This is a genomic window from Campylobacter sp. 2457A (assembly GCF_020135895.1).
Lineage (GTDB): Bacteria > Campylobacterota > Campylobacteria > Campylobacterales > Campylobacteraceae > Campylobacter_D > Campylobacter_D taeniopygiae.
On the sequence record NZ_JACHTO010000013.1, the window covers coordinates 1 to 24,169 of the forward strand.

Annotated in this window: 27 protein-coding genes; 7 read left to right on the forward strand and 20 right to left on the reverse strand. The window is 29.2% G+C overall.

Features of this window, described 5'->3' with window-relative positions:
• Nucleotides 1–90: 90 nt before the first annotated feature.
• Nucleotides 91–489: a CoA-binding protein gene (locus H2280_RS05135; protein ID WP_337195767.1), complete on the reverse strand. Its 399-nt coding sequence runs from the start codon at nucleotides 487–489 to the stop codon at nucleotides 91–93.
• Between the two features lie 102 nt (nucleotides 490–591).
• Between H2280_RS05135 and H2280_RS05140 the strand changes: the two genes are divergently transcribed.
• Nucleotides 592–1,002, forward strand: a complete 411-nt coding sequence (locus H2280_RS05140) for a copper resistance protein CopD (protein WP_337195768.1) — start codon at nucleotides 592–594, stop codon at nucleotides 1,000–1,002.
• Here H2280_RS05140 and trmA read toward each other — a convergent pair.
• The 4 genes from trmA to H2280_RS05160 are packed head-to-tail and all read right to left on the reverse strand — an operon-like array spanning nucleotide 989 to nucleotide 5,764.
• Nucleotides 989–2,062 carry a tRNA (uridine(54)-C5)-methyltransferase TrmA gene (gene trmA / locus H2280_RS05145; protein WP_337215879.1) on the reverse strand — a complete coding sequence of 358 codons (1,074 nt, stop codon included), beginning with the start codon at nucleotides 2,060–2,062 and terminating at the stop codon, nucleotides 989–991. The two genes, H2280_RS05140 and trmA, sit on opposite strands and share 14 nt — an antisense overlap.
• Nucleotides 2,059–3,780 (reverse strand): Na+/H+ antiporter NhaC family protein, encoded by a 1,722-nt coding sequence (locus H2280_RS05150; RefSeq protein ID WP_337215880.1) that lies wholly within the window; start codon nucleotides 3,778–3,780, stop codon nucleotides 2,059–2,061. Before H2280_RS05150 ends, trmA begins: the two co-directional genes overlap by 4 nt.
• A complete protein-coding gene (locus H2280_RS05155) occupies nucleotides 3,777–4,526 on the reverse strand; it encodes an SDR family NAD(P)-dependent oxidoreductase (RefSeq protein ID WP_337215881.1) in 750 nt (249 codons plus the stop codon). Before H2280_RS05155 ends, H2280_RS05150 begins: the two co-directional genes overlap by 4 nt.
• Complete coding sequence (locus tag H2280_RS05160; RefSeq protein ID WP_337195770.1) at nucleotides 4,523–5,764, reverse strand: ankyrin repeat domain-containing protein; 1,242 nt, start codon at nucleotides 5,762–5,764, stop codon at nucleotides 4,523–4,525. The genes H2280_RS05155 and H2280_RS05160 overlap by 4 nt, the downstream gene beginning before the upstream one ends.
• 93 nt (nucleotides 5,765–5,857) lie before the next feature.
• On the opposite strand from H2280_RS05160, the gene H2280_RS05165 reads away from it, so the two are divergent.
• Nucleotides 5,858–6,310, forward strand: coding sequence for a methylated-DNA--[protein]-cysteine S-methyltransferase (locus H2280_RS05165; protein WP_337195771.1), 453 nt, complete (start codon nucleotides 5,858–5,860; stop codon nucleotides 6,308–6,310).
• Here the strand turns inward: H2280_RS05165 and H2280_RS05170 are convergent.
• From H2280_RS05170 to mobB, 5 genes are read right to left on the reverse strand one after another with little or no spacing between them, the layout of a single operon-like run.
• Nucleotides 6,307–7,248 carry a hypothetical protein gene (locus H2280_RS05170; RefSeq protein WP_337215907.1) on the reverse strand — a complete coding sequence of 314 codons (942 nt, stop codon included), beginning with the start codon at nucleotides 7,246–7,248 and terminating at the stop codon, nucleotides 6,307–6,309. The genes H2280_RS05165 and H2280_RS05170 overlap by 4 nt on opposite strands.
• A complete protein-coding gene (gene metG / locus H2280_RS05175) occupies nucleotides 7,248–9,113 on the reverse strand; it encodes a methionine--tRNA ligase (RefSeq protein WP_337215882.1) in 1,866 nt (621 codons plus the stop codon). The genes H2280_RS05170 and metG overlap by 1 nt, the downstream gene beginning before the upstream one ends.
• Before the next feature lie 20 nt (nucleotides 9,114–9,133).
• Entirely contained in the window at nucleotides 9,134–9,331 is a 198-nt protein-coding gene (locus H2280_RS05180; RefSeq protein ID WP_137622163.1) for a hypothetical protein, read from the reverse strand.
• A complete protein-coding gene (locus H2280_RS05185) occupies nucleotides 9,324–10,166 on the reverse strand; it encodes a class 1 fructose-bisphosphatase (protein ID WP_137623652.1) in 843 nt (280 codons plus the stop codon). Before H2280_RS05185 ends, H2280_RS05180 begins: the two co-directional genes overlap by 8 nt.
• Nucleotides 10,167–10,180: 14 nt before the next feature.
• On the reverse strand, nucleotides 10,181–10,660 hold the full coding sequence (mobB, locus tag H2280_RS05190) for a molybdopterin-guanine dinucleotide biosynthesis protein B (RefSeq protein ID WP_137623651.1): 480 nt from the start codon (nucleotides 10,658–10,660) through the stop codon (nucleotides 10,181–10,183).
• 106 nt (nucleotides 10,661–10,766) lie between these two features.
• Here mobB and H2280_RS05195 point away from each other — a divergent pair, with 106 nt between their 5' ends.
• Entirely contained in the window at nucleotides 10,767–11,252 is a 486-nt protein-coding gene (locus tag H2280_RS05195; RefSeq protein WP_137623650.1) for a hypothetical protein, read from the forward strand.
• Here H2280_RS05195 and H2280_RS05200 read toward each other — a convergent pair.
• The 3 genes from H2280_RS05200 to gltX are packed head-to-tail and all read right to left on the reverse strand — an operon-like array spanning nucleotide 11,149 to nucleotide 14,354.
• Complete coding sequence (locus tag H2280_RS05200) at nucleotides 11,149–12,777, reverse strand: lytic transglycosylase domain-containing protein (RefSeq protein ID WP_337215883.1); 1,629 nt, start codon at nucleotides 12,775–12,777, stop codon at nucleotides 11,149–11,151. The genes H2280_RS05195 and H2280_RS05200 overlap by 104 nt on opposite strands.
• On the reverse strand, nucleotides 12,774–13,055 hold the full coding sequence (locus H2280_RS05205; protein ID WP_337215884.1) for a YggT family protein: 282 nt from the start codon (nucleotides 13,053–13,055) through the stop codon (nucleotides 12,774–12,776). Before H2280_RS05205 ends, H2280_RS05200 begins: the two co-directional genes overlap by 4 nt.
• Nucleotides 13,056–13,058: 3 nt before the next feature.
• Nucleotides 13,059–14,354, reverse strand: coding sequence for a glutamate--tRNA ligase (gene gltX / locus H2280_RS05210; RefSeq protein WP_337215885.1), 1,296 nt, complete (start codon nucleotides 14,352–14,354; stop codon nucleotides 13,059–13,061).
• A gap of 91 nt (nucleotides 14,355–14,445) precedes the next feature.
• Here gltX and H2280_RS05215 point away from each other — a divergent pair, with 91 nt between their 5' ends.
• Both H2280_RS05215 and H2280_RS05220 read left to right on the forward strand, forming a co-directional pair.
• Complete coding sequence (locus H2280_RS05215; RefSeq protein ID WP_137623646.1) at nucleotides 14,446–15,570, forward strand: metallophosphoesterase; 1,125 nt, start codon at nucleotides 14,446–14,448, stop codon at nucleotides 15,568–15,570.
• Nucleotides 15,570–16,370 carry a phosphatidylserine decarboxylase gene (locus tag H2280_RS05220; RefSeq protein ID WP_337215886.1) on the forward strand — a complete coding sequence of 267 codons (801 nt, stop codon included), beginning with the start codon at nucleotides 15,570–15,572 and terminating at the stop codon, nucleotides 16,368–16,370. The genes H2280_RS05215 and H2280_RS05220 overlap by 1 nt, the downstream gene beginning before the upstream one ends.
• Here H2280_RS05220 and H2280_RS05225 read toward each other — a convergent pair.
• The 7 genes from H2280_RS05225 to H2280_RS05255 are packed head-to-tail and all read right to left on the reverse strand — an operon-like array spanning nucleotide 16,367 to nucleotide 22,297.
• On the reverse strand, nucleotides 16,367–16,648 hold the full coding sequence (locus tag H2280_RS05225; RefSeq protein WP_038837253.1) for a FlhB-like flagellar biosynthesis protein: 282 nt from the start codon (nucleotides 16,646–16,648) through the stop codon (nucleotides 16,367–16,369). The genes H2280_RS05220 and H2280_RS05225 overlap by 4 nt on opposite strands.
• Nucleotides 16,645–18,714, reverse strand: a complete 2,070-nt coding sequence (locus tag H2280_RS05230) for a flagellar hook-length control protein FliK (protein WP_337215887.1) — start codon at nucleotides 18,712–18,714, stop codon at nucleotides 16,645–16,647. The genes H2280_RS05225 and H2280_RS05230 overlap by 4 nt, the downstream gene beginning before the upstream one ends.
• Nucleotides 18,707–19,894 (reverse strand): MFS transporter, encoded by a 1,188-nt coding sequence (locus tag H2280_RS05235; RefSeq protein WP_337215888.1) that lies wholly within the window; start codon nucleotides 19,892–19,894, stop codon nucleotides 18,707–18,709. The genes H2280_RS05230 and H2280_RS05235 overlap by 8 nt, the downstream gene beginning before the upstream one ends.
• A complete protein-coding gene (locus tag H2280_RS05240) occupies nucleotides 19,872–20,369 on the reverse strand; it encodes a hypothetical protein (protein ID WP_337215889.1) in 498 nt (165 codons plus the stop codon). The genes H2280_RS05235 and H2280_RS05240 overlap by 23 nt, the downstream gene beginning before the upstream one ends.
• Nucleotides 20,369–20,650 (reverse strand): AtpZ/AtpI family protein, encoded by a 282-nt coding sequence (locus H2280_RS05245; RefSeq protein WP_337215890.1) that lies wholly within the window; start codon nucleotides 20,648–20,650, stop codon nucleotides 20,369–20,371. Before H2280_RS05245 ends, H2280_RS05240 begins: the two co-directional genes overlap by 1 nt.
• Entirely contained in the window at nucleotides 20,647–21,921 is a 1,275-nt protein-coding gene (gene hemL, locus H2280_RS05250; RefSeq protein WP_337215891.1) for a glutamate-1-semialdehyde 2,1-aminomutase, read from the reverse strand. Before hemL ends, H2280_RS05245 begins: the two co-directional genes overlap by 4 nt.
• Nucleotides 21,911–22,297 carry a c-type cytochrome gene (locus H2280_RS05255; RefSeq protein WP_137623640.1) on the reverse strand — a complete coding sequence of 129 codons (387 nt, stop codon included), beginning with the start codon at nucleotides 22,295–22,297 and terminating at the stop codon, nucleotides 21,911–21,913. The genes hemL and H2280_RS05255 overlap by 11 nt, the downstream gene beginning before the upstream one ends.
• A gap of 79 nt (nucleotides 22,298–22,376) precedes the next feature.
• Between H2280_RS05255 and folD the strand changes: the two genes are divergently transcribed.
• Together folD and lepB are read left to right on the forward strand one after the other, a co-directional pair.
• On the forward strand, nucleotides 22,377–23,225 hold the full coding sequence (gene folD, locus H2280_RS05260) for a bifunctional methylenetetrahydrofolate dehydrogenase/methenyltetrahydrofolate cyclohydrolase FolD (protein ID WP_337215892.1): 849 nt from the start codon (nucleotides 22,377–22,379) through the stop codon (nucleotides 23,223–23,225).
• 8 nt (nucleotides 23,226–23,233) lie between these two features.
• Nucleotides 23,234–24,085: a signal peptidase I gene (gene lepB, locus H2280_RS05265; protein WP_337215893.1), complete on the forward strand. Its 852-nt coding sequence runs from the start codon at nucleotides 23,234–23,236 to the stop codon at nucleotides 24,083–24,085.
• Nucleotides 24,086–24,169: the final 84 nt, after the last annotated feature.

A 24,169-nucleotide genomic window follows, 5' to 3' on the forward strand; every position in this document is an offset into this window, starting at 1 on the left:
GGTTTTTTACTTCTTTTTTATTATCTTTTATTTTTTGTATAGTTTTTAATCTTGTTTTTGTTTGGCTTTTAAATTTTTATTTTAAAATTATCAATTTTTATAAAGTGGTAATTCTCGCATAATGCATCTATCTTGAACAAAATTAATCCCTAATTTTTGACATTTTTCTTGCACTTCATCATTAAAAATACCAAGTTGAAGCCAAAAATTTTTAATCCCTTTTTGTATGATGATAGGCAATAAATTAGCAGCAAAACTTCCTTTCCTAAACATCAAAACAAGATCAATTTTTTCGTTAATATCTTCTAAATTTCTATATATTTTTTCACCTAAAACTTCTTCAAATTTAGGATAAATGGGATAAATTTTATAACCATTGTCTTGTAAATATTGTGCTACGATATAAGAAGCTTTACTGCTATCAACGCTCAATCCAACCACAGCAATACTTTTTGTTTGCTCGAGTATTTTTTTAATATTTTCTTCCATGTTTTTTCTTTTAATAAACTTTAAAATGATATTAATCTTATTTTCCTTAAAGATTAACAAAAAAGAGCAAAATTGATATAATAAAATAAAAAAGGAGAATAAATGTTTTATCCCTATATTTTACTGATACACTTACTTTGTGCGATATTTTTTATAGGCTATTTGTTTGTGGATATTTTTATTTTAGGAATTTTAAAAAAGAAAAATCCTAACCTTGAACAAGAACTTTTTAAAACCATCGGTGTTAAGATTATGCCTTTTATTGTGATTATTTTGCTTTTAAGTGGCGGAGTGATGATGCCTTTTCATACCAATCCTTTGAATTTACTTTTTCTTATAAAGATATTTTTTGTTGGTATTATTTTACTTTTGGTGGTATTTTCTTTGTTTTATTATTTCATCCTAAAAAGGAAAAATCCTTTAGGAAATTTCATCCATCTTTTAGTTTTTATCCTTTGCTTAGGAATTGTTATACTAGCAAAATTAATGAATTATTTTTTTATATCTTTGTAAGCAAAACGCCGCATTCTAGATGAGGGGTATTTACAAATTGATCAAAAGCGGCCATTTTTATAATTTTGTGTGTTTGGCTTAAGACTTTTAAATTTTCTTTCAAACTTATAGGATTGCACGAGATATAGATAATATTATCATATTGTTTTATCAAATCCATCACGCTTTTATCTAGTCCTACACGAGGTGGATCGACTAAAACATGAGAAAAGCAAAAATCATCTAAATTGATATTTTTTAAGCGAAAAAATTCCCTTTCTTTTTTTAAAGCTTGGCTTAATTCTTCGCTTGAAAGTCGAGTAAAATAAATATTTGAAACATTGTTTAATTTGCAATTTTTAAGAGCAAAATTGATATTGTTTTTTGAAATTTCAGTCGCTAAAATCTTAGAAAAATCATCAGCCAAAGCAAGGGTAAAATTGCCATAACCACAATAAAGCTCAAGTAAATCTTTTTTAGCTTGAGTAGTAAGGTTTTCTTTAACCCAAGAGATCATTTTTTCATTGATGAAAGTATTAGGCTGAATGAAACAATCATTATTAAATTCATAAAAAATTTCTTTATTGCCGATTAAAAGACTTTGTTTTAAATTTTCATTATTAAAAACTAATTTTTTATTTTTACTTCTTGCGATTAAATTGCAGTTTAACTCAAAGCTTAGTTTGGCTAAGTCTTGATCAATAGTTTCTATATTTTTGTGATAAAGCAGGGTAGTGCTTAAATCATGCTTGGTTGCTAGAAATTCCACGCCAAAAAGTTTTTCTTTTAAATTAGGATTAACTTTGATTTTTTCAAGCAAAATCGGCATAAAATTACAAATTTTTTCATCGGGAAAATCTATATTTTCTATGATGATTTTTTTCTTAGTTTGAGGATCAAACATCGCATAATAAAGCTTATTATTTTCATGATAAAAAGAAAATTCAGCTCTAGTTCTAAAGTGTTTCTCCAAAGAATTAAAAAATTCAATTTCTCCTTTATAAAATTCAAGAAAAAAATCTTTTATAAAGGAAATTTTTTCTTGAAAATCAACTATATTGCCAAATTCTTTAAGACTCATGGTAATTTTTTTCCTATTATCTTAAGCAATAAAGCGATAAGAATCAAATTAAGTGGTAAAACAATCCAAATGCTAAAGCCCAAAGATACTGGAATATATCCTGTCACTAAAGAAATAGCACAAATAAATAAAGCGTAAGGAATTTGAGTTTTAACATGCTCCATATGATCACATTTTGCACTCATTGAAGATAAGATAACATTATCAGCGATCGGCGAACAATGATTTCCAAAAATAGCTCCTGTTAAAACACAGCTGATATTAATGACTATATAATGATGCATAGTGTTAGCATCCATTCCACTAAGCTGTGCGATTTTATAAGCTAGTGGAACAGCTAAAGGCATTAAAATTCCCATAGTTCCATAGCTTGTACCTATGGCAAAAGAAATACCTGAAGCAAAGGCAAAAATAGTTGCAGGTAAAATGTAATCAGGCATTTTATCCGCTAACAAACTCGTGATAAAAAGTGAAGTTCCAAGCTCTTTTACTATGCTTGAAAGCGACCAAGCAAGTAAAAGAAGTATAATGGTAAAAATCATTGTTTTCCAGCCATAAATCCATGTTTCAATAGCTTCTTTGATATTGAAAATTTTACGATAAACCCCGATAAATATCGCTACAATGCTTGAAAACAAAGCCGCTTGAAAAAGAACGACTGAAGAATCAGCCTTTCCAAAAACCATTCTTAAGGTTTCAAATGAAAGAGGAAAGGCATTAGCCTTTTCTAAATCCTCTCCCGATAAAGCACTAAAACCATTAAAATAAAAACCAAGCAAAGCAAGGATCATAAGGGTTAAAATAGGAATGATGGCATTAAAAGCACAAATTTTTATTTCATCTTTAGGGGCTAAAAATTGATCTTCTAATTCTGCTGTATCTAAAGTTTTAGATTTCACAACAGGTGCGATTTTTCCAGTAGTTATAGCGCGTATTTGTGCTTGATACATAGGGCCAAATTCTCTTTTCATCACAGCTGTCATTAAAACAAAAAAGAGCATAAAAATATTGTAAAAACGATAAGGTATGGTTTCTAAAAAAACGCTAAAGGCGTTGATATTTTCATAACCTATATCCTTATAAGCAGTTTTAATAAGGGAAATTTCCACACCTATCCAAGTTGAAATGATGGCAATTCCAGCTACAGGTGCAGCGGTAGAATCGATGATAAAAGCGAATTTTTCACGCGAAATTTTAAATTTATCCGCTAAAGGACGCATAATAGGGCCAACTATTAATAAATTAGCATAATCATCAAAAAATATTAAAAGTCCCAAAAACCAAGTATTAACTTGAGCACTTACAGCGGATTTTGCTCTTTTTGCAAATTTTAAAGCCAAAGCTTTTGCGCCGCCCATTTTGGTTACAAGTGCTACAAGCCCACCTATACAAAGAATTTGTAAAATAATACCCGCATTAGCTGGATCTGAAGCAGAATTTAAAATAAAAGTGATGATTTTAGAAAAAGATTCTACGGCTGTATTGTAAAAATTAAGCAGTGAAAGCGAGTGTTCTTTTAAGATGTGAGTAGAAAGACTCAAAAGAAAAGTTCCGCTTAAAACACCCATAAAAAGAGATAAAATCACATCTTTAGTGATAAAGGCTAAGGCAATAGCAACAAAAGGCGGTATTAATGTAAAAATTCCAAATAAATTGGCATTAGCTTCAGAAGAAGCTAAGCAAAGCAGCGGCAAACAGATAAATGAAAATATTTTCATTGACTCTTCTCTATATGAAAGCCGTTCCAAGTTTGAGTGATTGGCATAAGTTCTATTTCATTGATATTAATATGTTCTGGAAGATTGATGATAGATAAAATAACTTTCGCAATATCTTCAGCACTGATAAATTTTGTATTTTCATAGACTTTATCAGCTTTTTCTTTATCTCCTTTAAATCTCACCTCGCTAAATTCTGTTTTACATAAACCAGGAGCGATATTGGTAACTTTAATATTACTTCTGCGTAAATCATTTCTTAAAGCCTTTGAAAATTGCCCAACAAAAGCTTTAGTTCCACAATACACATTACCCCCAAAATAAGGATTAGTGGCCGCAACTGATCCTAGATTAAAAATATAGGCATTTTTTTGCTTTCTAAGTATAGGAATCACAGCTCTAGCGACATACAAAAAACCTTTAACATTTGTATCAACCATGGTTTCAATATCTTCTAGGCTTAAACTATCGAATTCATCTTGTCCTAGGGCAAGTCCTGCATTATTGATTAAAATGTCAATTTCTTGAAATTCTTTAGGTAAATTTTGTATTTTTGAAAAAACCTTTTCTTTTTCGCGTATATCTAAGGCAATGGTATATATTTTTTCTTGAAATTCTTGTTTTAAAAGTTCAAGTTTTTCTTCACGTCTAGCTATAGCTATAACCTTAAATCCTTCTTTAATTAAAGCTTTTACACAAGCTTCGCCAAATCCAGAACTAGCTCCAGTAATCAAAGCGGTTTTCATTCTAAACTCCCTCCATAAAATAAATTTTCATTTGCTTTTAGTCCTAAGCTTTTAAGATAGTTTGCGTTTTCTTGTTTTCCTGCTGCTATAGCAAAATCAAGTGCATTAAAGCCCAAATCATCAACATCATGAATGTTAGCACCCTTTGCAATAAGCATTTTTAATATCTCAACATCTCCATAAGCCGCAGCATGCATTAAAACATTTTTTGAAGTATGATCTAAAGCACAAAAGGTTATAAAATAAGGGGTATTGTCGTAATTATTAGCACTTAAGGCTAATTTTTCATTATTGTTAATATATCTTTTATTGACATCAGCTCCATATTTTAAAAGTAAAGAAATGATATCTTTTCGGTTAAACTCGATAGCGTAAAACAAAGGAGTTTTTCCAAAAGCATTACTGCTATTTACATCAGCACCCTTGTCTAATAAAAATTTAGTATTATCGTAGTTTTCTAAGGCATAAAACAAGGCATCTTCATAGCCTTCATCGATTCTAGCACCGTAGTGAATCAAAAGATCAAGTATGGGTTGTTTTCTTTGATTTAAAAGTGCAGCTTGCAAACCTATAGTAAGTTCATCTTTGCTAAGATTGTTTCTAAAAAGAAAATCTTGTATATATTCTATAGAATTATTTTTATTTGAAAGCACCTTAGCTAAAGGGCTGATATCTTTATAAATTTTTGTTTCACCTACAGCCCAATTTAAAAACTCATTTAAGGCATTAGTTGCATAATAAGTACTGCTTCCTTGATCAAAATTGAAATTATCTTGAAAATATTTTTCTAAAGGATCAATAGCTTGATTATACTCTTTCCAAAAAGATCGATAAAGTCTAAAATTACCTATGCTTTGATATGCCCAATATCTAAAATAAGATTTTAAAACATCGTATTTTTTTTCTAAATTTTCAGGAGTATCTAGGCTTTTTTGATAAAAACTAGGATCAAGAGCGATTTTTAAAAGCAAAAAATCAAATTTTTGAAGTTTAGGTAGGTATTCTATGCCATTACAAGCACTATTTTCCCCACGAATTTCATTAGCTAATTTATAAAGTTTTTGAGTAAAAATTTGATTCTTTAAAGAATCAGGGCATTTTGAAGCTATTTCAAGATACGTAGAATTGATATCTTTTTCAAAAACTTGCACTCTATTTTTTTTTATATAATCGCAGTCTATAATATCTTGCGCTACTAAATTCAATAGGCCGCAAAGTAAAATAAAAAATATTTTCAATTTTTTTCCTTTTTTTGGAAATTGATTCGATATTTTAACTCAAATAAGCTTTAAATTTAAATTAATCATATAAAGATTTTAGTATAATTTATTATGTTTAAAGTCTTTTATAAATTGCCTATATGTTCTTTGTTGTTAAAAAGCGATGGTGAATTTTTAACCGAAGTTGATTTTTGTTTTGAAGAAAATTTTGAGGAAAATTCTTGTGAATTATTAGAATTTGCTACTTGGGAGTTGAAAAATTATTTTTCTAAAAAATTAAAAGTTTTTAAAACTCCTTTAAAAATTCAAGGAACTAGTTTTGAAATCAAAGTTTATAAAGCTTTAATGCAAATTCCTTATGGACAAACGGTCACTTATAAAGAACTTGCAGAAATTATCAACCACCCCAAAGCTTTTAGGGCTGTTGGAAATGCTAATTCTAAAAATATTATTCCTATTTTTATTCCTTGTCATAGAGTACTTGCAAAAAATAGTATAGGCGGATACAATGGCGGAATTAATATCAAGAAATTTTTGCTTCAAAATGAAGGTGTGAAAATTTAAAATAGGCTTGGAAGTTGGTTTGATTGGTTTTCAAATTCTTGCTCAAAATCTGCATGATTTTCTAAAATAAGACAATATTTAAAATCTTTTAAATTCTTAAGATCTGAAAGCTTATCATATGAAAAATCGCAAAATAAAGAATTTTTTACCGCTGTTTTAAAACCTTTAGTGTGTTTAAAATTTTCATTCCAATAATCAAAGGTATTTTGATTATTAACGACTATAAAAGCTTTTGCGCTTGTGCCAAATTCGCAAATTTCAAATTTTTCATCAATAAAATAAATTTTAAAATCATCTATTTTGTTAAAATCAAAGCTGATTTTTGTATTTTTTTCTTTCAAATAAGTCATAATTTTGGCAAAAATTTGCGCATACACAAAAGGTAAATTTAGGTTTTTAAAATACAAATTATCACAAACCAAAGTGGTAAAAAAGAAACTCGATCTTGAAAGAAGGGTAAAATTAACCTCTTTTAAAATTTCAATATTAGCACAAATTTTAAGCAAATAATTTTCATCATTAAAGCAAAAAATTTCTCCTTTCTTTGCTTTAATAAGCGTATCAAAATCTATAAACACATTGCCTTTTAAAACATTTAAAGAAAATGCCTTGCAAATACTTAATTCATAAGATTTAAGCGATAAAAATTTACATTCTTTTTCTTCGCATAAAAAACGTAAAAGTTTCATTAAGGCAATTTCTAAATTTTCTACCTTAAGATAATAAATTTCTTTATCTTTGATAAAATATTCATATTCAGATATAATCGCAAAAGCGCCTTTATCGATCGCTTGGGCTATTTCTTGTTCATCGTTACTAAAAAAGGCAAATTCGCTTTTTAGCTCATTGAGATTTAAGGCAAATCCAGCCACGCTTAAAATACTTCCTTCATTGAGTATATTTGCGTGGATGAGTTCGCTTAGATTGCTTATATTCATCAACCTATTAATGCTCCATTGTCAATGATTTGTTCAGGAGTGATAAGAACGAGTTTATCGTTGTACTTTGCACTCAATATCATACCGTTACTTTCATGTCCAAAAATTTTTGCTTTTTTAAGATTGGTTAAAACGCAAACTTGTTTTCCTATTAAATCAGAAGCTTTGTAGTATTTGGCTATACCAGAGACTACTTGACGGATTTCTTTATTTTCAAGCTCGAGTTGAAATTTCAAAAGTTTTTCGCTACCTTCTATATTTTGACAATCCAAAACTGTAGCGACTTTAATTTCTATTTTAGAAAAATCTTCGATTTTTATTTTTGCTTTTTCTTCTTTTTTAATTTCTTGCTTTAGCTCTTGTTTGATTTCAACTTTTGGAAATAAAACTTCACAAGCTGTGGCTTTAAAATCAAATAATTCATTATGGATAATCAGTTTTTCATAATTGATAGTTGAAATTTCAAAATTTAAAGCTTGAGAGATTTTTTTACAAGAATTTGGTAGAGCAGAGCTTAATAAAATACTAGCCTTAGCTAAAATATTTGCACAAAGCCCAATAAGTGCATTTGCTTCATCGCGTTTGTTTTCTTTGATCAAATTCCAAGGTTCGTATTTGCTGATAGCTAAATTTGCCACACTTAAAGCCTTGAAAATCTCTTCTAGATAACGATTGCACTGCAAATTTTCTAAATAGTCTATGGCAAGTTTTAGATATTGCATCGCTTCATCAAGTTCATTTTTATAAAGATCTAAAACTTTATTTTGGGTAATTATTCCATTGTTATATTTTTGACTCATACCTATGATGCGATTGAGTAAATTGCCAAATTCGTTACTTAATTCAGCGTTGATGCGGTTAATAAGCATGTTTTCACTAAAATCGCCATCATTTCCAAAAGGCACTTCTCTAAGTAAAAAATATCTAAAAGCTTCTATGCCATAAGTATCTGCAATTTCTTTAGGTTTGATAACATTGCCTTTAGATTTACTCATTTTTTCACCTTCTTTAGTCCACCAACCATGTGCACCTATGAATTTAGGTAAAGGTAAATCCACACTCATTAAAAAAGCCGGCCAATAAATCGCATGAAAACGCAAAATATCTTTACCAACTAGATGAATATGTGCAGGCCAAAATTTTTCCTTTTGAGTCTTTAAAGAGCTGATATAAATGAAAAGCGCATCAAGCCAAACATAAATAATGTGCTTATCATCATTGATTTCTTTTGGAAGTTTAATCCCCCAATCAAAACTGGTTCTTGTAATAGAAAGATCTTTTAAGCCATTTTGTATAAAATTTACAAGTTCATTTTTTTTATTTTTAGGAAGAATAGGATCTTTTTCTTCATACCATTTAAGGATTTGATCTTGATATTTTGAAAGCTTGAAAAAATAACTTTCTTCTTTTAAAAGTGTGGTATTTTTTCCACAATCTGGACAGCAAGTTTCGTTAGTCAGTTGGCTTTTAGTAAAAAAACTTTCGCAAGAAATGCAGTAATGCCCTTCGTATTGATCTTTATAGATATCACCTTTTTTCCACATTTTTAAAAACATAGCTTGCACAAAGTCAATATGTGTTTGATCTGTAGTTCTAGCATAAATATCATAATTAATTTCTAACTCATCCCATAGCTTTTTAAATTCAGCGCTGATTTTATCTGTGTATTCTTTAGGTGTTGAATTTCTTTCTTTTGCAGCTTGTTCTATTTTTTGCCCGTGTTCATCGGTTCCTGTTAAAAATTTGGTTTCATGGCCTTGTAAGCGATAAAATCTAGCCATGGTATCAGCAATAATAGTTGTATAAGCGTGTCCTAAATGAGGCACATCATTTACATAATAAATTGGAGTTGTAATATAACGCATGTTTAATTTCCTTAAAAAATTTAAAAATCAAATCCGCCTTCGGTTTTACCCTTAGACATGCTATTATAAACAGCATCAACATAGTCTTTTCGTGTTTGGCAGGTAAAAATTTCTTCGCAATTATAGCAAGAATTTAAGTTTTTTGAATTTTGGCAGGATAATAAAATTTCTTTTTTATTATCCATTTCTTGTTCGAATTCATCTCTAATTTCAGCCATTATAGATTTCCAAAAGCTTTTCGATTTCGTATTTAGAGCCAAAAAAACAAGGTGTAGTTGCATGTATAGCATCAAATTCAAGATCGAGTAGAGATTGATTGCTTCCATTTGTGGTTTTTCCACCCGCTTTTTCTACAATAAAAGCTAAAGGAAAAACTTCAAAAAAAGCTCTTAATTTCCCCATAGGAGAATCTTTTGTTGCTGGATAGCTAAAAATTCCGCCCCCTTTGAGTAAAATTTGATTGATATCACTAACCATAGCTCCAGAATATCTTAAGCGATAATTTTCATCAAATAAAGTTTTGATAAATTTGGCGTGTTTTTCATCCCAAAATTTTTGAGTTCCACCTGTGGCGTTGATTTTTCCTTTTTCACTCATTTTTAATTCTTTGATAAAAACAAATTCGTTATTTTTATCAAGACGATATAATTTAGGAGTATCTTCACAAATAACCATTTCTAGTCTTGCTCCATACATACTATAAACCGCTGCTTTTAAATTTTTAGCACTGGCTTTTTCTTCATAAATGCCAAAAATTGAACCTATGGCAAAATTAACATCCATAAGACTAGAGCCATCAAGTGGATCGTAAGCTACAATATATTTTGCATTATCATTGACTTTTAAAATTTCATTTTTTTCTTCGCTGATAATAGCTTTAAGAGTAGGGCACTGGCTTAAAGTTTTTGTAATGATCTCATCGCTTAAGATATCAAATTTAAGCTGGGTATCACCTGTGGAATTGTGATTTTGACTATAACTTGTATCTGGAAATTTCAAAGCGTCTGAAATTTCTAAAACGGCCTTTTGAATATAAGAAATTAATTCTTTCATTGTAACTCTCCTTTTTAGATTTTTTTTGCATTCTCTAATATATATCTACAAATTTCTTTAATATTGTTTAAATCAAGCCAAATTAAATTCGGATGTGAAATTTTATCATAACTTGCAATGGCTTGAGAAAATGAAAAATAACTTTCATCAATTTCTTGGCAAAAAACACTAATACGTGGCAAATCTAAACTCTTTAAGCCCTCAACTAAACATATATCAAAATCTTGAGATAATTGTAAAGCTTTTAAAATATCTCTTTGCTTGTGAGAAAAAAAGGTTGTTCTTGTGGGACTTAAAACCATTACTTCTGCACCAGTTTGAAAAAATTTAAAGCTATCTTTACCATTAAAATCAAACTGTGCTTTATCTGCAGGATCGTGCTTGATAATAAGAACTTTTAATCCTTGATTCATAAGTTCATTTGAAATTTTTGTGATAAGAGTTGTTTTTCCAGAATTTGAAGGCCCGCTAAAAGCCATAATTAATTTTTCCATAAATTTTCATTTTCCTAAAAATTAAAATTAAATTATAATATTTTAAACCAAAAAATAGAGTTAAAAGGTTAAAATTATAAAAAATATTTATGATATAGGTTAGAGTATGAGAATTTCTTTTTTATTATCAAGTGTTTTATTTTTTAGTGCGTGTTCTATGAAAGATCCTGCTATTGTGGATACAAATTTAAAAACTCAAACTCTTATGTTCTCTCAAAAATATAAAATAACACAAGATAATCTTAGTGCTATTGTTACAATGTCTTATTTAAATCCTGTTTTAGATTATGCTAGTGATGATGATATTTTTGCTTTTACATTTACACCTGATTCTTTTAAGATAGATAAATTAGAGATCTTTTTAAATAATAAAAAAGCTAAGGTGCAAGAACTTGATCCATTTTTTATGAAATATTTATTGCAAAATAAATATACGAAGTATCTAGAGGTAACTCTTCCTAGTGTAAAAACAGAAAATTTTGTCAAGGCTAAGATTTGTTTAAATCATTTGCCTTGTTTTGAATTAAATTTTCAAAAATATCCGAAATCTTTATACTATCGTTCAGAAGATATCGATATACAATATAATTAGCCAATACTTTTTTTCCATAAATTCGGCTTTCTTGATAAGGGATTAATTCCATAGATAAAAAAGGCTCATATTTTCCATTTTTAAACATATCATCTCTAGCCAATAATCTTTTAACAAAGCCTATGCCGCCATTATAAGCATAAGCTATAAATAAAGGAGATTTCAATCTTTTTTCTAAATAATCTAAATGATAATTTCCAAAATGATAAGCAATTTCAGGTTTAAACATAAAATCTTGATCAAAATTCGGAATTTTTAGTTCTTTCTCTCCAATATGATTCGCCAAAAAAGGCATAAATTGCATCATGCCTAAGGCATAAGAAACTGAAATAGCTGTAGGAATAAATCTGCTTTCTTGTCTAGCAATAGCTAAAATTAAAGCTTGTCTAGGAATATCATAATCTTTGATGTATTGATAATAAGGTGTGATGAAATAATGTTTTTTAAATTTAGATTTTCGTTCTAAAATATAAGCATAAATAGGCAAAGTTTCTTCTGTATCAAATTTTTTAGCCAATTCATCTAACTTTGTAGCGTTAGCTTCAAGTATAGTTTTGTTAAGTTTTTGCCATGCAAATGGATCTTGCATATTAAAATCATTTTTTTCTTTATGAACTTTGATGGTTTCGATTTTTGGAAAAGCAGAATGCGTTAATTCTTTAGCATACAGACTATAGATATTTAAAGAATTGCTTTGTGCAAGCATTTGCAAATCTTTTTCATCTTTTTTGATTAACCACATCCAAAAAATGGCATTATCTCTGCCACTTCTGCTTTTAAAAGTTTGTGCAGCCTGTTTGAAAAACTCATAAGCTATATGATCTTTATCATAGGTTAAAGCATTAATACCTAAATAAAATGCCGTATATTCTTTTGTATTTTTTGGATTAGTTTGCAAAAGAGAATATCTAAATTTTGGATATTGTCTTTGGATGACGATGGTTTGAGCAAAGTTATTAAAATTATTATAATTTGAAATTTGATTAACAAAGCTTGCATTCAAATCACAATCTCCATGATCAGCTTTGAAGTATTTATAGAGTTTAAAAAAGCCATTTACATCATCTTTTTCTTCCATGTATTTCATAGGTTTGCTAGAATTAAAAGCAAGGAGTAAATTTGTCAAATCAGGTCTTTTGGAGTCAAATTTTTTTGCCAATATATCTCTATCTTTATTGCTTAAACTCGCGATAAAAGATATCGAATTCAAACGCACACTTTGACAAGTTAAATTTGCATCCAAAATCGTATTTTTTGTATAAATGTAGCATTGCATATATTTTGGATTGATATAAGGCTTAATAGGAATAATCTTTTCAATTTCTGTTTTTATCTTACCTGCGTAGCGAAAAATATGCGATTTTAAATTTTCAATTTCTGTTTTATGAAGAGTTTTTTTCTCTAAAAGTCTATAAATATAATAATCCTTAGCTAAAGAATTATCTTGTTTTTTTAAGGTTTCTAAGTCGTATTCTAAGGCATTAAGATATATAAAACTTAAAAGCAATAAGCATATTTTTTTCACAAAAGACTCCTTAAAATACTATCAAGGAAAAAGTTGAGAAATTGTAATGCTAGAAGTATAATTAAAGGAGCTAGGTCGATATTTCCTATGCGTGTTGGAATTTTTCTTACCAAAGCATAAGCAGGATAACTAAGCTTGTATAAAATTTGGACGATAGGGTTATATGGGTCAGGATTAACCCAGCTTAAAAGTGCAGTGATAACAATAATCCAAGTGTAAATATTAATAATAATGTGCAAAACTTGAAAAGTAGCATAAATAAAAGAATCAATAATCATAATTTACATCCTTGCTAATTCATGTATGAAATTTTTTATATGCGGATAAAGATCGCTAAGTTCTGGCCCATGGATATTTCCCGTTAAAATTATCCTTAAAGGCATAAAGAAATTTTTACCTTTTAGACCGCTTTTTTGTAAAAGATAGTTTTTAAAATCATCATAATTTTCAAAAAGTTCTATATCGTTTAAAATTTCTTTTAAAATTTTACATTCTTTTTCAAATTCAAGATAATCTTTGGGGCTAAAAATAGCATGAATTTTTTCTTTTAACTCGTTGATCGTGCTTGCTTCTTGGGTGTAAAATTTTGCCAAATTCGCTAGATCTCTTTTTGAGTTTAAAATTTCATTAAGTTTTGAATTTTCTAGTAATTTTATATGTTCTCTATTGATTTGCAAAAGTTTTTTTAGATCAAATCTTGCAGGAGATTTTGAAATTTTATTAATATCAAACCAAGAAATAGCTTCTTCTATGGTGAAAATTTCACAAGGAGTTTTATTTCCTAAGATAAGAAGATAATTAGCAATAGCACTTGGCAATATCCCTTGTTCAAGTAGCCATTTTACAGAAGAATGCGCTTCTCTTTTGCTCATTTTAACACCCTGTTCGTTAAGAATAATTGGCAAATGCGCATAACTTATTTTTTGTTCATAACCTAAACTTTGACGGATATGCTCTTGTTTAGGTGTATTTGAAACATGATCCTCTCCGCGTATAATACAAGTGATATTTTCAAGCATGTCATCTACAGCACAAGCAAAATTATAAGTAGGGGTTTTATCTGTTCTCATGATAACAAAAGAATCAATATTATCAGGCTCAAAGCTAAGCTTACCTTTAATAAGATCTGAAAATTCTATCGTTTTATTAGGTTTTTTAAGGCGGACAACAAAAGGTTTTTCGCATTCTAAAACATCGATATCTGCTAGTTTTTCACAAGTTCCATCGTATCGATAAGGTTTTCCTTGCTGTTTTGCTAATTCTTTTTTTTCTTCCAATTCTTTTTCTGTGCAAAAACAAGCAAAAGCTTTTTTTTCGCTAACAAGCCTTAAAGCCATTTGTCGATGAAATTTTAAATTCTCACTTTGCACATAGTATTCTTGCCAAGAAATTCCAAAAAGACTTAAAATTTCTTTTATTTCTTCCTCTTTTCCTTCTATATTTCTTGCTTTATCAGTATCTTCTATGCGTAAGACAAAATGAGTGTTTTTTTGTTTAGCGCAGATGTAATTAAACAAAGCCACGCGTAAATTTCCTATATGCATATCTCCTGTTGGAGAAGGGGCAAAACGATACATTGTAAAACCTTATATTTTGGATTTTCAAAAAACAAATTATAACAAATAATTTTATACAGATATTTAATATTTACTTGATATAATTACTTTTATGATGTATTTGTTTCTATCTTTTATTATTTTAGTTATATTTGGTTTAGTTAATTTATATGTTTATAAGCGTTTGATTAAAAAATTTTTACTTTTTAAGTATTTTCAAAAAATTTTTGCATTAGCTTTTTTTGTGCTTTTTTTAGCTCAAATTGTTTTTTTGATCTTAAGAAGGGACGATTATCTAAATGATACATGGTATGAAATTTTATCCATGACTTATGCTCCAAGTTATTGTCTTTTTTTCGTTACTTTAATACTTGATTTTTTTAGACTTTTTTTAATTCTTTTAGGAAGAGCTTATAAAAAGATCAATATCTTTATTCGTTTGATTTTTGAAATTATTGTTATTTGTATTTCTGTATTTTTAATCTATATGAGTATTTGTAATGCTTTAAGAATTCCTGAAATCAATACCTTAAATTTAAAAATCAATGGCTTAAAAAAAGATCTAAAAATAGCTGTTTTAACAGATATGCATTTGGGTAAAAATTTACATGAAAAATTTCTAGATCAAGTGATCAATAAAGTCAATTTGCAAAAACCGGATATGATTTTTATCATCGGCGATTTAATAGATGCAAATCCTAAAGATTTAGCGCCTTATATTTCAAAATTAAATAATTTTAAATCCACTTATGGAACTTTTTACACTGTGGGGAATCACGAGTATTATCATGGAATCAATCAAGTTTTAAACTTGCTTAAAACTCATACAAAAATGAAAATTTTACTCAATCAAAATGTAGATTTAGGTTTTATCAATGTTGCCGGTTTAGCAGATCTAGCCGGAATAAGCAAGGGGTTATATGCTCCTAATTTAGCAAGGATTAAAGCGGATTTAAATACATCAAAACCAAGTATTTTGCTAACACATCAGCCAAAAGCAGCTTTGCTTTATGATTTGAGTGCCTTTGATTTGATTTTAAGCGGACATACCCACGGGGGACAAATTTTCCCTTTTATGTTTTTGGTTAAACTTCAGCAAGGTTTTGTTTATGGGCTTTATAATTTAAGTGCAAAAACAAAATTATATGTTAGCAGCGGGGCAGGTTTTTGGGGTCCAAGTCTTAGAGTTTTTGCTCCGAGTGAAATTGCTATTTTAAATCTTAAAGGAGATTTGTAATGAATTTTTCAAGAGAAAGTTCTAAACTTTTTGGCCTTATAGCTCAATTTAAATTTCCAAAAATGATTCAAAAAAAAATCAATCAATGGTATGTGAATTATTTTAAAATCGATATGAGTGAATTTGATGATGTTTTAGAATATAGAAGTTTAAATGAGCTTTTCACAAGAACTATAAAAATTCCACGCACTATAGGAGAAGGTTTTATTAGTCCTAGTGATGGAAAAATTTTGCAATGCGGAAGTACTTTTTTAGCCGATGAAGAATATTTCGCTTTTTCTATTAAAGGGCATACTTACAGTGTTGAAGAACTTTTAAAAGATAGTTTTGAATCTTATGAATTAGAAAAAGGATTAGATTATATCAATATTTATCTTTCGCCAAGAGATTATCATCGCTATCACAGTCCTTGTGATATGCAAATTTTAAGTGCGACTTATACAAGAGGAACACTTTATAGTGTCAATGAAAAGCATTTAAAGTCTATTAGCAATCTTTATACTAAAAATGAAAGAGTAAGTTTAAAATGTCAAAATGAAAAAGGTGTTTTTTGGCTTGTTTTTATAGGCGCACAAAATGTTGGAAAAATGCGTTTTAATTTTGATGATAGCATTAGAACTAATGCTAAATTTTCTTATAGCTTTACTAAAAAATATGAAAATTTAAGAGTAAAAAAAGCTGAAGAACTTGGGTATTTTGAATTGGGTTCTACTATAGTGTTGATCGCCCAAAAAGGTATATGGAATAAAAAATTAGAAATAGGGCAAAAAATTAAATTTGGAGAGAGTATTTCTGATTAATTTTTAGGAGTTTTATTTGCCATTTGATAGATAAAAGCAAAAACTTCAGCCACTGCTTTATACATATTTGGCGGAATTTCATCTCCAAGATCGAGTTTGCTTAAAATTTCAATTAGATCCTCATCTTCTTTTATGGGTACTCCATGTTCTTTAGCTAAAGAAATGATTTTAGCAGCACTTTCTCCTTTGCCACTTGCAAGAACTTTTGGTGCAGAATGTTTTTCTTTTTGATAGCCTAAGGCTACAGCTTTTTTGATGGATTTTTTAATCTTACTCATACTGTTTTATCCATACCCATTTCAAGATCTAAATTCTTTATATCCCTGCTATCAAATTTGCTTCTTATGATATCACCTACAAAGAAATTAGCGCTTAAAAGTCCTGCTTTGTTGATATTTTTTTTAAGTTCGTGTGCATTTTCATAAATCGTTTTTCTAAATTCTTTATTTTCAGCCATGATGTTTATATCTATATATTTTTCATGGTTTAAAGAAATTAAAATTTCTAAATCACCAAGTTTAGCAAATTCGAGTTTTATTTGGGCAAAGAATTTATCTTTTTTACCTCTTCTAAACATAATCTTAGAATCATTAAGATCTTCCCAAGAAAAAGGCAAATAAGTATTAATAGAATCATTCGCTAAGGAAATAAGCTGATTGATTTCAATTTGGGCTAAAAGCCTATTGGTTTGATTATAAACAGCTTCATTGCCTTCGTTTTTGGCTAAATTTGAAATTTGTAAAAGAGTGGATTTGATATCGTGATGTAAAGATTCTGCTATATCTTGATCTGTTTTTGGCTTGATTTGGGCTAAATCCTTCATAGATAAATCAAGTTTGCGTTCTAAATTTTTTATTTCGGCTTGATTGGTTTTTGTGCGTTGAACATGAGGTTCTAATTCTCTTAAGCTTTCATTGAGTCTTCTTGAAAGATTGCCAAGATCCTTGCTTAGATTTTGTACTTGATCTAGATCTAAATTTTCTACTACAAAGGCTAAATTTTTGACATTATTTTGCTTGTTAAAAATTTCTTGATTTTTAAAAAGATTTTCTTGATTTTGTGTGTTATTTTGAGGTATTTTCTGCATATTGTTTTCATTTTTGGTTTCAAAAAATTTAGCATTTTCTTTAGGAGTATTTTTTATACTTTCTTGATTTGAATTATTTTTAGTATTTTCATTTTTTTTATCTTGAAAATTTTCTATTTCTTCCTCTTTGTTTGTTTTTTGATCACTTAAATGATCATTTTCTTGATCATGATCTTTTGTTTTATGTTCTAATTCGTTATCTTGTGTTTGTTTGTCGTGGTTTTTTACTTCGTGAGAATTTTCATTTTTAGTTTCATTTTTATCTGAAATAAGGTTTTTTAAAATATCATCTTCATCATGATTGGGCATTTTTAAATTTGATTTTTCTAAAATATTTTTTAAGGTATTTTCTAGTTTTTCAAAGGCTTTGGCAGTATTTTTTAATATATTTGTATCTTGAATCATTATATTTTCTGGTTTGTTTAAGGCTTTGAAAAAATCATTTTTTAAGGTTTTTATTTCTTTTGAAATTTTATAAGCGATATCGATGATTTTATTTTGAGCTAAGCTAGGATTTTTTGTGATGTAATTTTTAAAATTTTCTATTTTAGAGCCTAATTTAAGAAGAGCTTTAAAAGAGCTTTGATCTAAAATTTGTGTATTTTCCTTTTTGTTGGTTTGCAATATATTTTTAAGTTCTTTTAGGGTTTCTTTTGGGCTTAAATTTGCAGCAGCCAATTGAGCGATTTGGACACTAAGTTTTTCATTGCTTAAGCCTTTAATCGTGCTTAAAAGAGAATAAAAACTTTTAGGCAGGTTTTCTTCATTTAAAGCATCTTTTAATTTTGCTTCAAAAAATACACCCGAATTTTTAAATAATGGAGCTAGATTATTATTTTTAATTTCACTTGCTGGTTTTAAAATTTGGTTTAGTTTATTTAAAACTTGAGAAAAAACATCATCTTTAGCAAGTTCAGTGCTTAATGTTTTTAATTCATTAGCAAAATTGGGAGCTAAGTTTAAATTTTTACTTTGTTTGAGTATGGGCGAATCAGGATTTTTTTGAGAATTGATTTGTTCTAAAAGCTTATTAACAAGTTCTTTAAGTTTTGTACCAGTTTCATTTTGGATAAGCTTAGAAATAATCTCTTCATTGCTTGCATCTTTATCTAGGCCTAAATTTTGTTTTAGGGCATTAGAAAGCGCTTCTTTTGGATTTTCTTTAGAATTTACTTTATCTTTTGTTGGAGTATTATCTAGCTTGATATCATTTTTTTGTGCGTTAGCAATTTGACTTGTAAGCTGAGTATTAATCATCTAGCATCACCATATTTCCAGGCTTTTTGCTGAATTTTTTACTTAGGATATTAGGTCTATTGATGGTAAAAAGTATTAAAAATCCAAGTAAGGAAATATAAAACCAAGTAAAACCTTTTGTATCAAAATATTGCATCAAAAAACCCAAAATCAAAGGTCCAAATAAAGATCCCAAAGAATAGCAAAAAAGAACACCGCGTCCTAATTCTACGCCTTTATTTTTGATCACCAAAACATCATTAGCTCTAGCAAGTGCCAAAGCATAGAGGCAAAAAATTCCCATACCTAGCAAGAAAGACAAGCAATATTGAATATACAAGCAAGGTTTAAAAAAAACAAAGACAAGCATAGTGAAAAAACCTATACTCGCACAAGTGATAATGGCAAATTTTCTACCTAGTTTATCTGAGATAGTTCCCATGATAGTTTGAGCAAAAAAGCCACCTAAAATTCCACAAAAAGTAAAATAAGACACAGCTTGATTGTCAAATTTTTGCAAAAGTATAAATAAAGGAGCCATTGAAAAAAAGCCATTTATAAGCATTCCAGCTATAAAACTAGTGATGATGGCCAAAGGTGCGATATCAAAAACTTTTGGTATGGAAATAGGGCTTGATGCGGGCAAAAGAGGTTCTTTTATCTTGATCAAATTTAGCGGCAAAGAAGAAAATAAAATCAAAGCGGCACTTAAAATAAAAACATTATGTCTGCTTAGATTAAGAGCGATGATTAAAGTTCCTATGCCAAAAGAAAGATAAAATACTATTTCATAAAATCCTAGTATTCTCGAACGTATAGCGTTTTTGCTTTTTTCATTGAGCCAAGATTCTATTACCATTAAAAAGCCATAATAGCAAATGCCTATTAAAAATCTTAAAACAGCCCAAAAAATGAGATTATTGCTGATAGTATGCAACATAGCTGAAATTCCAAAAATAGCGCCAAATAAGCCAAAAGATCGTATATGACCTATTTTTGAAATGATTTTATGCGCACTTATAGTTCCAATAAGTCCGCCGATAAAAAAACAAGAGCTAATAATCCCTACGACTAAAGGACCTTCTCCTCTTTCTTTAAGAACAACGCCGATTGAAGTGACAATCAAAGCATTACCAGCAAATAAAAAAGCCATGCTGGCAAAAAGTGCTGTCATTGATTTAATAATTCTTTTTGGACTCATATCTTACATACACAATAAAAATAAAAATACAAATAAGCAAGCTTGAAATTCCACACAAATAGCCAAAAATGTGAAGTATTCCTTGTCTGTGTAAAAATAAAAAACCCGCAACTAAAACCACATAAGCAAAAATTTTTAATAAATTAAAAAATGCTGCAAAAAAATACATTTTATTTTTTATACTAAATTCTAAATCGTCTTTTAGGATTGTAAATTTTATATTTTTAGGCAGACTTTTCACTTTTTTAAGAGAAAATAAAAATAAATTTTGATTGATTTTGTATTTTCTTGCTTGAGAATAGATCATTTTTTTGTAGCTAAGATAAGAGGCTGTAATAACTAGCAAAATACTAAAAAAAGCCATTTCAAAGCTAAAAAATATATTTAGACTGAAAGGGGCTAAAAATAAAAAAGATAAAAAAAATGCAATATGAATTAAAAATATAATCACAGCAAATGCTTTTTTGTATTGCATTATTTATTTTTCTCTTTTTGGATAATTTCTTTTACCAATTCATCGCGTTTTACAAATTCTTCATAGGTTTTCACTTGTTTTTTATAGGCTTTATAAACGTTGAGTATTGCACCAGAAATTCCCCAAAAAACCCCAAGCCAAAATAGCCAAGGATAAGGAGTAAATTTTTTGAGTAAATATCCAATACCAATACCAATTAAAACAGCAACAACCATAGAAATTCCAAGGCTTAAGCCATCGGCAGCTTCTATGGTTTTGTGGATGATTTTTTTTCTATTCATAGGTGCTTAAAGCTTTCTTTTACGGCTTCTAAAGTGGCATCGATCATTTTATTATTCATTTTAGAGCAAATAAAACCCGTTTCAAATTGCGAAGGAGCAAGATAAATTCCATTTTTAAGCATTTTTTGGTGGAATTTTGAAAAAAGTTTAAGATCTGATTTTAAAGCATCTTGATAATTTTCAACCGGCTTTTCTATGAAAAAATAACCAAACATAGAGCCAACATAGCAAGTTTGCAAAGGAATTCCTTTTTCAGAAGCTAATTTTTTCATACCATGAGTTAATTTTTTAGCCAACTTAGCTAATTTTTCATAAAGATCCTTTTTCTTTTTTGCCTTAGAAATGCTAGCAATTCCTGCTGCCATAGCCAAAGGATTTCCGCTTAAAGTTCCAGCTTGATAAACCCCGCCTAAAGGACTTAAAATATCCATAATTTCAGCTCTAGCCGCAAAAGCTGCTGCTGGTAATCCGCCACCAATAACTTTTCCAAAAGTGACAATATCAGCTTTAATATGATTAACTCCATAAGATCCAAGATATGAAGCTCTATAACCACTCATAACTTCATCAAAAATAAGTAAAGTTTGATTTGCTTTGCAAATTTGTACCAACTCTTCTAAAAATTCTTGTTTAGCCGGTACTAAGCCCATATTTCCAGCTATAGGTTCTATGATAACACAAGCGATATCTTGATGTTGTTTAAAAAATTCTTTGACACTTTGAATATCATTGTATTTTGCAACTAAAGTAAATTGTGCGATTTCATTTAACACCCCTAAAGAACTTGGAGTATTAAAGGTAGCAGCACCACTTCCAGCACTCACTAGTAAAGAATCTGAATGTCCGTGATAACACCCTTCAAATTTTAATATTTTATCTTTTTTTGTAAATCCACGTGCAAGGCGAATCGCACTCATTGTTGCTTCTGTTCCGCTATTGACAAAACGGATTTTATCTAAATGTGGAAAATCTGATAAAACCAAATTTGCAAGTTCAGTTTCTAATAAAGTAGGGGCTCCAAAACTTGATCCCTTTTTAAGAGCATTTTGACAAGCCTTTTGAATATCTTTATCGCAATGACCAAAAAGCAAAGGCCCCCAACTTTGCACATAGTCAATATAAGATTTTCCTTCAATATCAACAATATAAGCACCCTTACCATGATCGATAAATCTAGGCTCACTTTCTACATTACTAAAGGCTCTAACTGGTGAATTTACGCCACCTGCTATGATTTTACATGCTTGTTCAAAAGCTTTTTTATTTGTCATTTTTTACTCCTTTGGTGTTTATGGGTTGTTGTTTTTTATTTTTATTAAATTGGCTAATGTAATTATACAAGCTTACAATTTCTTCATTGGTTAATGAATAATTTGGCATAATGGATTTAGCGTTTTTAATTTGATTGAGTGAGTTTTTAAATTTTTCAAAACTAAGATTTTGAATGCTTGGGATTTTATAAGGCGTTTTAACCCCTTTTTTTAGATAGTATCCTAAAATTTGCTCACTTCCGTCATTTCCATGACATTTTTTGCAACTGATTCCTCTAGGGTTTTCATAAAGCATTTTAGCGTATTCTCTTGGGGTTATAAAATCAGAACCAAAAAGAGTGAGGGTTGTGAATAAAAATGTTATAAGAATTTTCAAAATTTAACCTTGCTAATGAAATTTTAATATGATACAATTTTTACTTTAAAAAAGTAATAAAATTTTATAAAGGAAAGTAATGATTTTACTTGATGGTAAAGCCTTAAGTTTAAAAATCAAAGAAGAGCTTAAAGAAAAAAATCAAATGCTTAAGGAACAGGGTATGCAAACTTGTCTTGCTGTGATTTTGGTTGGTAACAATCCTGCAAGTCAAACTTATGTTAATTCCAAAGCTAAAGCTTGTGAAGCATGTGGAATTAAATCTTTAGTGTATCATCTTGATGAAAATACAACCCAAAATGAACTTTTAGCACTCATTAATACTTTAAATTACGATGATAGTGTGCATGGAATTTTAGTGCAGCTACCTTTACCAAGTCATATTAATAAAAATTTAATTTTAGAAAGTATCATAAGCAGTAAAGATGTAGATGGTTTTCATCCTATCAATGTAGGATATTTAAATTTAGGCTTAGAAAGTGGATTTTTACCTTGCACTCCGCTTGGGGTTATGAGGCTTTTAAAATCTTATGAAATCAATTTAGAAGGCTTAGATGTTGTCATCATAGGAGAATCAAATATAGTCGGACGCCCTATGGCTACGATGTTTTTAAATGCCGGTGCGACGGTGAGTATTTGTCATATTAAAACAAAAGATTTAAAAATATACACTCAAAAAGCTGATTTAATTGTGGTAGCGGCTGGGTGTGTGAATTTGTTACGTTCTGATATGGTAAAAGAGGGAGTGATTGTTGTAGATGTTGGGATCAATCGCCTTGATGATGGTAGAATAGTAGGTGATGTTGATTTTGAAAATGTTTCAAAAAAAGCAAGTTTTATCACCCCAGTTCCTGGAGGAGTTGGGCCAATGACTATTGCTATGCTTTTAGAAAATACGGTAAGATCGGCTAAAAATAGATTAAAATAGGAAAATTCATGATTTTTTTTAAAAAACTTTATAGATTTTGTCAGTCTTGGACTGGGACGGTTGTTATTGTTCTTTTAGTTATGTTTTTCTTTATGCAAGCTTTTGTAATTCCTAGCGGTTCTATGAAAAATACCTTATTGATACATGATTTTTTATTTGTGAAAAAATTCAGCTATGGTATCCCGACTCCGCATATTCCTTGGTTAGAAATTCCTGTTTTGCCAGATTTTAATAAAAATGGTCATTTAATCGCAGGATCGGGGCCAAAAAGAGGAGATATAGTGGTTTTTAGATATCCTAGAGATACAAAACAGCATTTTGTCAAACGTTGCGTTGGAGTAGGGGGAGATAAGATAGTTTATGCAAATAAAACCCTTTATGTAAGAATGCATGAGGGCGATGAATTTATGCGCGCTCATTATCCTCAAGATTTGGTTAAACTTGGCGGGGAAATTTATGTTAAAGAGCCTTATAAAGAAAAAGGGATTCATTATGATCCAAAAAAAGATATAGAAAGTGATATATCGGCACATTTTAATATAGGTGATTTTGCTATGTCGCCAACTTATTTTAAAGAACTTGGAGATCAGATAGGTTTTAATGGTGGAAATGCTTATGTTTTTGAAGTCCCTAAAGATGAATATTTCATGATGGGAGATAATAGAGATTATTCGTATGATAGTCGTTTTTGGGGGAGTGTTCCTTATAAATTTATAGAAGGGGAGCCTTGGTTTGTGTATTTTTCTTGGGATGATAATAAAGGTATTGTTAGATGGGAAAGAATAGGAAGAAGTGTTGAGACTTTGGAAAATAACGATGCTTATATTCATGACTATGATGAAAATGACACTTTAGGCTAAAACAGTAATTGAAAATTTCTTTAGAAATTTTCAATACCTTTCAATACTCTACAATAAAAATTCAAAAATATTTTTTATCTTTAA